General features: G+C 68.9%; 13 protein-coding genes. 6 read left to right on the forward strand and 7 right to left on the reverse strand.

Annotation, left to right across the window (positions count from 1 at the left end):
• Window positions 1-15: 15 nt before the first annotated feature.
• The 5 genes from pstA to QJS31_RS13355 all read right to left on the reverse strand — a co-directional run bounded on the left by pstA (window position 16) and on the right by QJS31_RS13355 (window position 5,858).
• Window positions 16-918, reverse strand: coding sequence for a phosphate ABC transporter permease PstA (pstA, locus tag QJS31_RS13335; protein WP_282784512.1), 903 nt, complete (start codon window positions 916-918; stop codon window positions 16-18).
• Entirely contained in the window at window positions 915-1,886 is a 972-nt protein-coding gene (gene pstC, locus QJS31_RS13340) for a phosphate ABC transporter permease subunit PstC (protein ID WP_306356839.1), read from the reverse strand. Before pstC ends, pstA begins: the two co-directional genes overlap by 4 nt.
• Before the next feature lie 103 nt (window positions 1,887-1,989).
• Complete coding sequence (pstS, locus tag QJS31_RS13345; RefSeq protein ID WP_306356840.1) at window positions 1,990-3,099, reverse strand: phosphate ABC transporter substrate-binding protein PstS; 1,110 nt, start codon at window positions 3,097-3,099, stop codon at window positions 1,990-1,992.
• Window positions 3,100-3,572: 473 nt separating this feature from the next.
• The gene (gene mshD / locus QJS31_RS13350) at window positions 3,573-4,469 is read right to left on the reverse strand and encodes a mycothiol synthase (protein WP_306356931.1); all 897 of its coding nucleotides are present in this window, start codon (window positions 4,467-4,469) and stop codon (window positions 3,573-3,575) included.
• A 633-nt stretch (window positions 4,470-5,102) separates the two neighbouring features.
• Complete coding sequence (locus QJS31_RS13355; protein ID WP_282785603.1) at window positions 5,103-5,858, reverse strand: response regulator transcription factor; 756 nt, start codon at window positions 5,856-5,858, stop codon at window positions 5,103-5,105.
• Between the two features lie 668 nt (window positions 5,859-6,526).
• On the opposite strand from QJS31_RS13355, the gene QJS31_RS13360 reads away from it, so the two are divergent.
• The 6 genes from QJS31_RS13360 to QJS31_RS13385 all read left to right on the forward strand — a co-directional run bounded on the left by QJS31_RS13360 (window position 6,527) and on the right by QJS31_RS13385 (window position 10,645).
• Window positions 6,527-7,354 (forward strand): LmeA family phospholipid-binding protein, encoded by an 828-nt coding sequence (locus QJS31_RS13360; RefSeq protein ID WP_039809301.1) that lies wholly within the window; start codon window positions 6,527-6,529, stop codon window positions 7,352-7,354.
• Window positions 7,351-7,806 carry a thioredoxin family protein gene (locus QJS31_RS13365; protein ID WP_282785601.1) on the forward strand — a complete coding sequence of 152 codons (456 nt, stop codon included), beginning with the start codon at window positions 7,351-7,353 and terminating at the stop codon, window positions 7,804-7,806. Before QJS31_RS13360 ends, QJS31_RS13365 begins: the two co-directional genes overlap by 4 nt.
• A gap of 260 nt (window positions 7,807-8,066) precedes the next feature.
• A complete protein-coding gene (locus QJS31_RS13370) occupies window positions 8,067-8,579 on the forward strand; it encodes a DUF4395 domain-containing protein (protein WP_306356841.1) in 513 nt (170 codons plus the stop codon).
• A gap of 27 nt (window positions 8,580-8,606) precedes the next feature.
• Window positions 8,607-9,440, forward strand: coding sequence for a sulfurtransferase (locus QJS31_RS13375; RefSeq protein WP_282785600.1), 834 nt, complete (start codon window positions 8,607-8,609; stop codon window positions 9,438-9,440).
• Window positions 9,441-9,445: 5 nt separating this feature from the next.
• Window positions 9,446-9,751 carry a DUF1416 domain-containing protein gene (locus tag QJS31_RS13380; RefSeq protein ID WP_029930876.1) on the forward strand — a complete coding sequence of 102 codons (306 nt, stop codon included), beginning with the start codon at window positions 9,446-9,448 and terminating at the stop codon, window positions 9,749-9,751.
• Between the two features lie 201 nt (window positions 9,752-9,952).
• On the forward strand, window positions 9,953-10,645 hold the full coding sequence (locus QJS31_RS13385) for an FABP family protein (protein WP_372341588.1): 693 nt from the start codon (window positions 9,953-9,955) through the stop codon (window positions 10,643-10,645).
• A gap of 9 nt (window positions 10,646-10,654) precedes the next feature.
• Here QJS31_RS13385 and QJS31_RS13390 read toward each other — a convergent pair whose 3' ends face one another.
• Both QJS31_RS13390 and QJS31_RS13395 read right to left on the reverse strand, forming a co-directional pair.
• Entirely contained in the window at window positions 10,655-11,257 is a 603-nt protein-coding gene (locus tag QJS31_RS13390; protein WP_306356842.1) for a Uma2 family endonuclease, read from the reverse strand.
• A 309-nt stretch (window positions 11,258-11,566) separates the two neighbouring features.
• Entirely contained in the window at window positions 11,567-13,432 is a 1,866-nt protein-coding gene (locus QJS31_RS13395; protein ID WP_372341599.1) for an ATP-binding cassette domain-containing protein, read from the reverse strand.
• Window positions 13,433-13,585 lie beyond the last annotated feature (153 nt).

Genomic DNA, 13,585 nt, shown 5'->3' on the forward strand with positions numbered 1-13,585 from the left:
TTTATCCGTTCCGCTCTATCGGTTCCGCGTCAGGAACTTGTTGACCGCCGCGGCGGCAAGGTACAGCAGGGCGATCATCAGGATCAGCGTCAGCGCCGCACCCCAGACCCGCAGTCGGCCCGCGGGTTCGGGGTTGGCCAGCTCCTGGTAGATCAGCAGCGGCAGCGACGCCATATTGCCGTCGAAGACATTCGAGTTGATCGACTTGCTGTAGCCGACCAGCACCAGCACCGGCGCGGTCTCGCCCATGACGCGGGCCAGCGACAGCAGGATGCCGCTGATCATGCCCGGCAGCGCCGTCGGCACCACGATCCGCAGGACGGTCTTCCACTTCGGCACGCCCAGCGCGTAGGACGCCTCGCGCAGCTCGTCGGGGACGAGCTTGAGCATCTCCTCGGTGGAGCGCACCACCACCGGCAGCATGAGCAGCACCAGCGCCAGCGACACCGCCAGCGCGCTCTTCGGGAACCCCAACGTCGATATCCACAGCGCGAAGACGAACAGCGCGGCAACGATCGATGGCACACCGGCCAGAATGTCGACGGTGAAGGTGGTGACCTTGGCCAGCCAACCGCGGCCGTACTCGACCAGGAAGATGGCGGCCATGACACCCAGCGGCACCGCGATGATCGCCGCCACGGCGGACTGCACGATGGTGCCGTAGATGGCGTGGTACACACCGCCCGCTGTCTGGTCGGGCAGCACGCCCCGCTGCGAGTTCATCCACCAGTTCGGCGCGACGATCGCCTCGAGGCCCTTGCTGACCACCATGAACAGCACCCAGCCCAGTGGGATGAGGGCGAGCACGAAGCAGGTCCACACCACACCGGTGGCGATATTGTTGCGAATCCGCCGGTTGAGACTCGTCTCGCGGAAGGTCGGTGCCTTGACCGGCTTGTCGAGCAGTACGGTACTCATCCGTTCACCTTCCCGCCGGCCGCCAGCCGTGCCAGGGCGTTCACCACGAAGGTCAGCGCGAACAGCACGAAGCCGGCCGCGATGTAGGCGCCCGTAGGCAGGGCGTCATTGAATTCCGCCGCCGCCGAAGCGATCTTGGACGCGAAGGTGTAGCCGCCGTCGAACAGCGACCAGGTGCCCGCCTCCGCCGCGGTGCGCAACACCACCAGCACGGCGATGGTCTCACCGAGCGCGCGGCCCAGGCCGAGCATGGATCCGGCGATCACACCGCTGCGGCCGTAGGGCAGCACGGTCATCCGGACGACCTCCCACTTGGTGGCGCCCAATGCCTGCGCGGCCTCGATGTGCGCGTACGGGGTCAGACCGAACACCTCGCGGCTGACCGAGGTGATGATCGGCAGGATCATGACCGCGAGCACCACGCCCGCGGTGAAGATGGTGCCGCCGCCCGAGATGCTGACATTGCCGTCGGAGAACAGGAAGAACCAGCCGAGGTTGTCATTGAGGAAGCGCTGTACGGGCTCCAGCTCCGGCGCGAGCACCAGGAAGCCCCAGAGGCCGAAAACGATGGAGGGCACCGCGGCCAGCAGGTCGACCAGCACCGCGAACGGCCGCGCCAGCGCCTTGGGCGCGTACTGGGTGAGGAACAGCGCGATCCCGACCCCGATCGGCACCGCGATCACCAGCGCCATGAGCGAACTCAGCACCGTGACCATGAACAGGTCCCTGATGCCGAAACGCAGATGCTCGGCGTTGGAGGTGTTGAACTCCGTGCTGGAGAAGAAGTTGGCCTCGTTGGCCTGGATCGACGGCACCGCCCGCACCAGCAGGAAAAGCGCGATCAAGGCGATCGCCGCCACGATGACGCCACCCGCCGTGGTGGCGGCCGAACGGAACAGCCATTCGGCGTTCAGCCCCGATCCACGGGATGCGGCGGCCTTCGGTTTCGTGCTGGGGTCGGTCGGCATGAGCGAAGTATCCCCCGACGGGTGAGCTGAGCCCGGCCGCGGGCCCGCCGGTTTCGACGGGCCCGCGGCCGAGACGTCATCGTGAACGGTCATCGGCGGGCGATCAGGAGATGGCGTCGATCGCCGTGGTCAGCTTGGTCTTGAACTTGTCGGGGATCGGGATGTAGCCGGTCTCCTCCAGGCCGGTCTGGCCGTTGGTGATCGCCGAGGTCAGGAACGCCTTCACCGCGGTGGCGGTGTCCGCGTCGCCGTACTTGGAGCACACGATCTCGTAGGTCGGGAGGATGATCGGGTAGGCGCCCGCCTCGGTGGGCTTGTAGAACGAGGAAACATCCAGCACCAGGTCGTTGCCCTCGCCGGCGATCTTCGCGCTGTCGATGGCCTTGCCCGCGGACTCGACGCTCAGCTCGACCGGCTCGGGACCGGCCGAGGTGACGATCTGGGCGATCGAGAGGTTCTGCGCCTTGGCGAACGACCACTCGTTGTAGGTGATCGAGTTCTTGGTGCTCTTGATCGCCGCCGAGGTGCCCTCGTTGCCCTTGGCGCCTTCACCGACGCCGCCGTGGAAGACCTTGCCCGCGCCCTTGCCCCACGCGCCGTCGGAGGCGGCGTCGAGGTACAGCTGGAAGTTGTCGGTGGTGCCCGACTCATCGCTGCGGAAGATCACCGCGATCGGCCCGGCCGGCAGGCTGGCGTCCGGGTTCAGCGCCTGGACCTCGGGAGCGTCCCAGGTCTTCACGGTGCCGTTGAAGATCTTGCCCAGGGTCGGGCCGTCCAGCACGAGGTCGGTGACGCCGTCGATGTTGTAGGTGACCGCGATGGGGCCGAAGACGGCCGGCAGGTTCCACGCCGGGCTGTCGCAGCGGTCGGCGGCCTGCGCGGGCTCGTCCTTCTTGGCGTTCAGCGGGGAGTCGGAGCCGCCGATGTCGGTCTGGCCGCCGAGGAATTCCTTCACACCGGCGCCGGAACCGCTGGAGGTGTAGTCGAGGGTGTAGCCCTCGCAGTTGGCCTCGTAGGCGGCGATGAAGCGCTCCATGGCGTTCTTCTGCGCGGACGAGCCACTGGCCTTCAGCGAGGTCTTGCCGCCACAGGCGACATCGGTATTCGCGGACACCTGGCTGGTTTCGGTGTTGTCGTCGCTGCCACACGCGGCGAGCGTCATGGCACCTGCGGCGAGCACGCCGATCAGGGCGCTACTACGCTTGAGATTCACCTAAGTTCCTCCGGGAATCATCGTTCTGCACGCCCGACCCCTCAACGGCCGGACGGGCGCATATTGGTGGCTGTTCGCTGCGAACTCGCGCACCGGGCAGCCTGGTACCGCCCACATAGCAACGTAGGGGCGGTACGTAGACAGTTGGACCTGGGCGGGTGAACGGAAGGTGAACAACCTCGTGCGATCTCGGCCGATATGCGTGATATTAGCCGCTAATTAGCGGGTCGTGTCGATAGCCACGCAGTTGCGACCCGGATGGACGGTTGCCCGACCGTGACCGAAAGCACTGGGATGGAAGTCACCCGACGTCGGCGGCGTGCGCCGGTCGCTCCCGCCCCCGCGCCCGCCACCCGATCCCGCTGCCGGAAGCCGGGCACGGGGCGGCGGGCTGCCGGCCACGGGCGCGGGTAGCTGGGCGAGAGTGCGGGTGCGCACGGGGGCGGTGCGCGGAATGCGTCGCCGCAGGCAGGTCAGCGCGCGTAGGCGGCGTCCACGTGAGCGGGTGCGAAGCCGAGGCGGGTGTAGGTGTGCACGGCGGCGGTGTTGTCGGCCTCGGTGTAGAGCAGCACCTCGGGCAGGGAGCGCTCGCGCAGATGGTGGAGTCCGGCCAGGGTCAGCAGGCGACCGAGGCCCCGCCCCTGGGCGGCCGGGTCGACGGCCACCACGTAGACCTCGCCGACCTGGGGGTTCTCGTCGAGATGCACCTTGGTCCAATGGAATCCGAGGATGCGGTCCGGATCGGCGGCGTCGGCGGCGATGAACAGGCCCTTCGGATCGAACCAGGGTTCGTCGCGGCGCGCGGCGAGCTCGCGTTCGGTCCAGCCGCCCTGTTCCGGATGCCAGGCGAACGCGGCATTGTTGACGCGCAGGATCTCGGCGTCGTCGGACGGACCGGCGTAGGTCCGCAACAGCATGTCCCGCGGCACCATCAGCTCCGGTAGCTCCGAGTCAGCAAGGGAGCGGCGCATTAGCCAGAGTTCGCGGGCCACGGACAGACCGAGTCGGGATGCGACCGATCGGGCCGCGGCCAGATTCCCGTGCGCCCACACCCGCGCGCCCTCGCCGCCCGCGTCGAGGGCGGCGGTCACCAGCTCCGCACCGACACCCCGCCCGCGGTGTCGCGGATCGACGGCCACCTCCGCCATGGCGGGGTGCTCGCCGTGCGCGGCGACCAGATTCGCGTAGCCGGTCACCGCGTCACCGTCGCGGGCGACCAGATGCCATGCCTCGGCGTCCCGGGTGAGGGACAGCACGGCCTGTTCGGATACGGGGGCCACGCCGTCGGCGACGGCGGCGCGGTCCAGGATCTCGCGCACCGACCCGGAGTCGTCGGCGGGCAACCGGTCGGTCCAACCCAGTTCGCGCATGCGCCGCGCTTCGACCTCCACCGCATCCTCCCATCGCGGGACACCGCCGAAGTCGGCTCCCAGTCATACCGCCGGTAGCGGAACCGGCGGCGAGTTCCGTTCCGGCCCCGTGCCGGTCGACTCGAACACGTCCCACCCGCTGTACGCGGTCGGCGCGCTCCGATCGGCTCACGCTATCGGCCCTGCCGGACCAGTCCAACACGGCGAGGTCACACGATCATTCCGGCCCGCGCGCCGGACCGCTTCGTGACCGATCCACCACCGCGCACCACGACATCGGAGCAGTCGCGCCCGCATGTACTCGGTACACGCGGCGGCGGTCCGCTTCGGCGTCGAGGTCCGCGCAGCGGTTACCTACCTACGGTCGGCACCGCATCACGGCATCTCGACCCAGCGGCGGCGTCCGCACCAGCGGACGGCACCCTGCACCGTGTCTCGGCACAGCGGCGGCATCCGCACCAGCGATCGACACCCTTGCACAGTCTCGGCACAGCGGCCGACGTCACGGCGGGCGGCCACACCGCGGTCGGCACCGCGTCACCGGGTCTCGGCACAGCGGCCGGTCGCGGTGGGGATCCGCAGCGCGATCGGTATCGCGTCACCGGGTCGGTGCGGGTATGCGCGGCCGTGTGGCTACTGGACCGTGCCGTTCACCGGGGCGTATTCGTCGTCGCTGCTCTCGGTTTCGGGGAAGGTCACCGCATCGCCCTTGTTGGCGCTGCGCGCGGGCCGCACGGCCTTGTAGCCGACATTGCGCACGGTGCCGATGAGTGATTCGTATTCGCTGCCGAGCTTGGCGCGTAGTCGTCGCACGTGCACGTCCACGGTGCGGGTGCCGCCGAAGAAGTCGTAACCCCACACCTCCTGTAGCAGCTGGGCGCGGGTGAACACGCGGCCCGCGTGCTGGGCGAGGTATTTGAGGAGTTCGAATTCCTTGTAGGTCAGGTCGAGCGGGCGGCCGCGCAGGCGCGCGGTGTAGGTGCCCTCGTCGATGACCAACTCACCGAGGGTGATCTTGCCGGTGTTCTCCGGGCTGGCCGCGCCGCCGTTGCGGGCCACCAGCAGCCGCAGCCGCGCATCCAGTTCGGCGGGGCCGGTGCCGGGCAGCAGGATGTCGTCCAGCCCCCAGTCGGCGTTCACCGCGACCAGTCCGCCCTCGGTCAGCACCGCCACCACCGGCACCGAGGAGCCGGTGCTGCCCAGCAGCCGGCACAGTCCGCGAGCGGCGGCCAGATCGGTGCGGGCATCGACGAGCGCGACATCGGCCGACCCCGCCTCCAGCAACGACGCAACCTCGGTGGGCGCGGGTCGCACGTGGTGGGGCAGCAACGCCAGCGACGGCAGTACCGACTCCGGATTGGGATCGGAGGTCAGCAGGAGCAGCTCCATGGGGGCTCTCCTCCCATCTGGCATGTGCGCGGCAACCTCATCGTCCGCCACGACGCCATGCGCGTCATCACAGGTAAGTCGCGTCATACCTTAGCGCGTATGTCCGCGTGACCACGTATAGCAGCCGCCCAGGTCACTCCGGCTACCCCAAGATCACAACGCGGGAACCGCCCATTCGCGCCGACTCCCACACCATCGACGCCCGAACGCCAATCCCCTGATGCCTGCGCCGCGCAGCACCACAACGCGCGCCGCTGGGTTCCGCGCCCAGCCGTCCAGAGTCCAGGACCGCCCCTGGGGACTACCGATTCATCCGCAAGCCTGCCGCCCGTTCAGTCGTCCCCAGCACAGCGCCCCTCGTTCGCGGCGCATCCCGACTCCGGACCGACCGGAACAGCGACGCGAGGGAGAAGCCGGGACCCGCGGACCACCCGCACACTCACCGTCCGTCCGCACACTCACCGCAGCACCTAGCGCCACGCTCCTGGGTTTGCGGCGCGTCCCGGTTCTGGACTGAGCGGGGCGGGGGAGCGAAGCGGAGGAGCGGAGGGAGGGAAGAACCGGGACCTGCAGCGCCGCAAACCCGCCGGAGCGAAGCGGAGGCAAGCAAACACAGCACCCGCCCGGAGCGAAGCGGAGGGCAAATTGAACACAGTAGGGTGCCTGTCATGAGTTTCCGCAGGGTGATCATCGGGCTGCTCTGCCTGGCGGGGCTGGCGGTCGTGCTCGATTTCGGGACGGCTGCCTACTCCGAGTACCGGGTGTCGCGGCTACTGCGCGAAGGCTCGGACCTGAGCGCGGACCCGGAGGTGACCTTTCGCGGGTTTCCGTTCGTGGCGCAGGCGGTGGACGGGACCTACGACGACATCTATATCCGGGCGCGGGCCCGGCGGCCGGATATTCCGGGCGAGATTCAGATCGAATCGAATCTGTACGGGGTGCGGCTGCCGCTGAGCGATCTGGCCGACGGCCGGGTGCGCATGGTGCCGGTGGACGAGGTGCAGGCCAGCATGCATATCGAGCCCATCGAGCTCGGGCGGCTGTTCCGCATTCCGGATCTGCAGGTGTTCGGCCCGCCCGCCGACAAGTCGGACGGTTCCGGCGGTTCCGGCGGCACCGGCATGACCACGTCCGGGGCGATCATCCTGACCGGCACCGTGCCGCCGCGCGTCGATACCCCGCCCGGCTCGTCCAGCACCGAGAAGGGGCAGCTGGTGAGTGTGCTCGCCGATCTGCGGCTGGACGCCGACGGCCAGATCCAGATCGTGGCGACCGAGATCTACCACGGTGAGGAGGCCACCGCGACGCCCGTGGCGGTGCTGCCCGCGGTGCCGACCGAGATGATTCTGGGCTGGTTCACCCGCACCATCGACACCCGTGATCTGCCGTTCGGCATCCGCCCGACCAAGGTCGAGGCGGTCGGCGGGCAGATCGTGGTCGAGGGCCGCGGCCGCGACGTCACCATCGACCTGGACCATCTGCAGCGGCAGCAATGATCGAGCTCGCCGTCCTCGCCGCCGCCGTGGCCGCCGCTGTCGCGGTGGGAATTCTGCTGCGGCGCAACGAGGGTCGGGTTCGGGCCAGCGCCGCGGCGCAGCCGGATGCCGCGTCACCGCGCCGCGAACTGCTGGCTGCCGCCGGGCTGGTCGCGAATCGGCCTGCGGTGCTGCACTTCTCGGCCGACTGGTGCGGCCCGTGCGCGGCGGTGCGACGGGTGGTGGCGGGCACCGTCGCCGAGTTCGCCGACGCCCCGGCCCCGCCGCTGGATCTGGAGATCGATATCGACTCCGATCCGGCGCTGGCCAAGGAGCTGTCGGTGCTGTCGCTGCCGACCACATTCGTCTTCGACGCCGACGGTCGTGAGCGCTTCCGGATCTCGGGCGTACCGAAAGCCGCCGATCTGCGCTCCACCTTGGCCCCGCTAACCAGGGCGAATACCGAAGAGTGACCAGCATTACGGACCCCGGGTCCAATTTCCCCCGAAAACCGGGTAAACTCCGAATCGTGCAATCCAACCGCGAGCTGATGCTCACCCGACGCCGCACGGTAGATCTGTGCCGCCTCGGTGGTTGTTGCTGCCTGTGCCGCTAGCCGGTCGGCCTTTCGAATCCTTCTGTCGCCGACCGGGATTGACCCGCCGTACGAGTGATGTCCGCATCCTCCGGCGCTCTGGCCAACCGAATCCTCTTCCTGCGCAGGAGCACGAATATGTCGCACACTACTTCCCCCAACCCCCAACCGGTCGGTACCCGAATTCCTTCCGGTCAGGTCGACGTCCGCGGCCCCCGTTTCGCCGCCTGGATCACCACCGCCGTGCTGGTGCTGACCCTCATCCTCGCCGCCTTCTCCCCGCTGGCGGCCGCGATCCTGCTGGCCGCCCAGGCCGTGGTCTTCGCCCTCGGCGCCCTGCGCGGCCCGGGCGGCAGCCCCTACGGCCTGCTCTACAAGAACCTGGTGCTGCCCCGCATCGGCCCGGCTCCCGCCGTGGAACCCGTTGCGCCACTGCGGTTCGCCCAACTGGTGGGCCTGATCTTCGCCGTCCTCGGCGTGATCGGGTTCGCCGCCTCGAACCCCGTCGCCGGTGCGGTTTTCACCGGTTTCGCGCTGTTCGCAGCGTTTCTCAACGCGGCGTTCGGCGTCTGCCTGGGCTGCAAGCTCTACCCCCTCGCCTCCCGGCTGGTCCCCAAGGCCGCGGCGACCAACCCCCATCCCACCGCCTGACCCCGGCAAACATCTGAAAGGAACAACATGGCTCGCTCCGATGTCCTGGTCTCCGCTGACTGGGTCGAAGAGAACCTCAACGCCCCGGGCGTTGTCATCGTCGAGGTCGACGAGGACACCTCCGCCTACGACACGGGCCACATCGAGGGCGCCGTCAAGCTGGACTGGAAGACCGACCTGCAGGACCAGGTCCGTCGCGACTTCGTGAACCGGGAGCAGTTCTCCGATCTGCTGTCGGCGCGCGGCATCGCCAACGAGGACACCGTGGTGCTCTACGGCGGCAACAACAACTGGTTCGCCGCCTACGCCTACTGGTACTTCAAGCTCTACGGCCACCAGGACGTGAAGCTGCTCGACGGCGGCCGCAAGAAGTGGGAGCTGGACGGCCGCCCGCTGTCCCGCGATGCCGTGAACCGGCCCGCCACCACCTACAAGGCCGGTGAGCAGGACCTGTCCATCCGCGCCTTCCGCGACGAGGTCATCAACGCCATCGGCACCAAGAACCTGGTCGACGTGCGCTCGCCCGACGAGTTCTCCGGCAAGATCCTGGCCCCCGCGCACCTGCCGCAGGAGCAGTCGCAGCGTCCGGGCCACGTCCCGTCCGCCATCAACGTCCCGTGGTCGAAGGCCGCGAACGAGGACGGCACCTTCAAGAGCGACGCCGAGCTGGCGGAGCTGTACAAGGAGGCCGGGCTGGACGGCGAGAAGGAGACCATCGCCTACTGCCGCATCGGCGAGCGTTCCTCGCACACCTGGTTCGTGCTGCAGGAGCTGCTGGGCCACAAGAACGTCAAGAACTACGACGGGAGCTGGACCGAGTACGGCTCCCTCGTCGGTGCACCGATCGAGTTGGGAGCGTAATCAGTATGTGTGCAGCACCTACCCAGGGTCAGGCCATCCCCGCGGGCGTCGACGTGGAGAAGGAGACGGTCATCACCGGCCGCGTCCTGACCGCCGACGGCCAGACCGTCGGCGGCGCGTTCGTCCGCCTGCTGGACGGCAATGGTGACTTCACCGCCGAGGTCGTGGCCTCCGGCACCGGTGACTTCCGTTTCTTCGCCGCGCCCGGCGCGTGGACCGTGCGGGCGCTGTCGTCGTCCGGCAATGGTTCAGCCGAGGTGAAGCCGGAGGGCGCGGGCATCCACGAGCTGGATGTCGTCGTCGCCAAGTAACTCACCGATCACCCTGTTCAGGGGTGAGGGATCGTGGAAACGGCCCCGGGAATCGTTTTCCCGGGGCCGTTTTCGCATCCGGAATACGGTGCCACTAGACTCCGGAATCGTGGTGCTTGCCTTCGAGATTTTGCTGGTTCTCGTCTCCGTGCTGATCGCGTGGTTCGGTCTGTACGTCCTCTACCGGCTGTTCACCGAGTCGTGACAGAGCCGGCGAGCGAGAACACCGACAATGGCGCGTTGAACGGTTCCGCGTCGGAATCCGCCACTGCCCGGCGCAGTGGTGATCAAGCCGTGGCCGATGCCGCCGAGAAGGCGAAGTCGACCGGCGGCCTGAACATCCCCTCGCTCTCCGGTCTCCCGCTGCCGGAGGACACGGCCAATCTGCGCCAGGGTCCCGACCTGAGTTCCTCCATGCTCGCGCTGCTGCCGCTGGTCGGCGTCTGGCGCGGCGAAGGTGAAGGCAACGACCCCGATACCGGCGACTACCGCTTCGGCCAGCAGATCGTGGTCTCCCATGACGGCGGCGACTACCTCACCTGGGAAGCACGCTCCTGGGTCATCGCCGAGGACGGCTCTTACGGCGGCCCCGACCTGCGCGAGAGCGGTTTCTGGCGGGTCGGCATCGACGGCGACGACGAGGTGCTGGAGCTGCTGCTCACCCACTCGTCCGGCATCGTGGAATTGTTCTACGGCCAGGCCCTCACCCAGTCGTCCTGGGAACTCGCCACCGACGTGGTGATCCGCAGCCAGTCCGGCATCGTGGTCGGCGGGGCCAAGCGCCTCTACGGCATCGTCGAGGGCGGCGACCTGGGCTACGTGGAGGAGCGCATCTCCGCCGACGGCGCGCTGGAACCCCGCCTCTCGGCCCGCCTCCAGCGCTATATCGGCTGACCAGATGAACTAATCGAGCCTGTCGATGGCCGTCAGTTCGATCTCCACCGGAAACGGGACCGACATGTGGATGCGGTCGTGGAAAATCCCGGTCGGGCAGTAGCGGCTTGTCGCGGGGTCGAGTTCATACGCATAGACGACGGCATCGCCATCACGACGCTCTACCCGCCAGTAGTACGGGATGCCCGCCTTGGCGTACTTGAAGGGCTTCGTCTCTCGATCCCGGTCCTCCGAATCCGGAGACACCACTTCGAGGGCGAGAACCACATCCTCCGCGAAGTAGTACGTGGCCGGTGCTCCACGGTGATACGCCTCCCGCGTGACCACGAGGACATCCGGCTCGGGCATCTGCCGCTTCCCCAGCTCGACCGACATCTCGCGGTCCGCGTGTAGATGCGCGGGGGCCTGTCGTTGCAGTTCCGATCTGAACAGATCGATGGCACGCCTGTGCCACTTCTGCTGCGGACTCACAAAGATCAGGCTCCCGTCGATGAGTTCCGTGTGCCGCGGCAAGTCACGCAGCCGTAGGAAAACGTCGACGGTGAACCCTTCTTTCGGTGGAATGAGCCAGTCAGGAACTGGTTCGGATTCGGGAACCGGTTCGACGGTCATGTCCTCAGAGTAGTCCCTGGTCAGAGAAGACGCGCCGGAAAAGGTACGGCCCCCGAGCCATATCCGCGGATGCAACGTTCACGCGGATCCGATCGGACGGATCGGGACTCGGGGGCCGGGTGACTGCCTGGGATTCGCGAGGCGCTCGCGCGAACGGAATCCATCTGCAGCGGTAGCGCCTAGCTGGCAGCCACCTCACGCGTCCTAGAAATAACCATTTCTCGAACCACCTCCTTTCCCGTGTACCGATGAATCTAGTGGGGGTGCGCGGTGGCGGCAATGCATTTTCTCGGACGGCGAAAACGCAGGTCAGTAGGGAATAAACCGGTCTATTGCCACGGCGCCGTCGGCGGCCACCCGCACCACGGTGTCGGCACGGTGATCGGGTGGGAGCTGATGGGTGACCACCACGACGACGCGGTCGGGGCCGACCAGGCCGCTGGTGCGGTCCAGCAGGCGGCGTTGCAGATCCGCGCCCGCGGCGGCCTCCAGGTGTTCGGTGGGCTCGTCCAGCAGCAGGACGCGGGCGGGGGCGAGCAGGGCGCGCGCGAGCAGGATGCGGCGGCGTTGACCACCGGATACCGCGGCCGCGCCGCCGACCAGTTCGGTGTGCACGCCGTCGGGCAGGGAGTCGAGCCACGCACCGGCTCCGACCGCGCGCAGGGCGCTTTCGGCCTCCTGCCCGGTGATGTCGCCGCGCGCCACCCGCAGATTCTCCAGCACGGTGGTGCCGAACAGGTGCGCGTCCTCGGCGAAGAAGGTGACGCCGGGGCGCGGGGTGTCGAACAGGCCCGCCCACGCCATGAGCAGCGTGGTCTTGCCCGCACCGCTCGGGCCGACCACCGCGATGCGATACCCGTCCGGCAGTTCCGGCAGATCCGTTCGCACAGCTGCGGATTCGCCGCGCTCGAACCGGCCGATGCGGCGCAGCGGCGCCCGCCCGTTGGTGAGCGCCTGCGCGGCGGCGGGCAGCACCCCGACCGCTTCGAAGGCCGACAGCGGCACCAGTACGAGCACGGTGAGCGCCATGGGCGAGATCCCACCCGGCTCGACCGTCTGGAATCCGGCGGGCGGCGGGCCGGTTCCGGTGCCGTACAACACGATCCCGATGAGCAGCGCGCCCAGTACGCTCACGCCGATCGACAGCGGTGTCGCCGCGGCCGCCCACGCACTGCGCGAGGCCGCGCGGTCCTCGGCGGCGACGGCCCGCTCCCCCGCCGCCCGCGCGCTCGTCACGGCGCTGTCGAGCCGCCCCGCGACCCGCAGTTCCGGGGCATGGTCGAGCACGGTCAGCGCGGCCGCCGTGAACTCGGTGCGATCGCCGCGCACCGCCTCCTCGGCCTCCCGCGCCGCCCGCGCCGAAAGCCACGGCGCGACAACGCCCGCCACCACCAGTGCCACCGCGAGAATCAGCGCCGCCGGTATCGAGATGAACGCCAACAGCACCACCGCGCTCAGCGACAGCACCCCCGCCACGGCCATCGGCACGAACGCCCGCACCACCACGGCCCCGAGATCGTCGATATCCCCCATCACCCGCCCGAGCAGCTCCCCCCGCCGCAGCAGGGTGGGGTCTCCGACCGCACCGAGCTCCGCCACCCGCGTCGACCATGCCGCCGCAGCCGTGCTGCTGCTATCCCCCGGCCGCGCGACAGCCCCGCTGTCACTTCCCACCCGAGCCGGTGCGACCGCCCCACCATCACTTCCCACCCGAGCCGGCGCGACCGCCCCACCATCACTTCCCGACCGAGCCGGCGCGACCGCCCCACCGTCACTTCCCGACCACGCATGGGCGGCCGCGTCGCCGTCAGCGGTCGCACGCTCGCGGACTGCCCCTATGTCTCCCGTCGAGCCGCCATGTGCCGCCGCGGCATTCGGCGAATCGGCCGCGGCCGCATCGCGCCGCGGCCGCCAGATGTCCGCCGCGGCCAACGTCCGGTAGGTCGTGGTGCGCGCGGTCGTCATGGCCCGCAACGCCACATCATGGGTGGCCAGCCGCTCCAGATACCGGCACAGTCCGCGCGCGATGCCCAGCGCCCGCACCGACACCACCGCGATGGTCAGATCCAGCACCGGCGGCATCTCCCAGGCGCGGGCGATCAGCCACGCCGCCAAGGCCGCCAGCGCCAGACCGCTCCCCAACGCCAGCGTGCCCCATCCGATCGACACCGCCATCCGCCACCGCGACAGCTCCAGCAGTTCGCGAATCCGCCGGAAATCGGCCAGCATCGCCTTCACCGCCCCACCACCCCGGCGGTCCCGGACACTCCGGCCGTCCCAGGCAGCCCGGCCGCGCCGGACGGCCCGCCGTGCGCGGCACTACCGCCG

This window comes from Nocardia sp. CC213A (assembly GCF_030766805.1).
GTDB lineage: Bacteria > Actinomycetota > Actinomycetes > Mycobacteriales > Mycobacteriaceae > Nocardia > Nocardia otitidiscaviarum.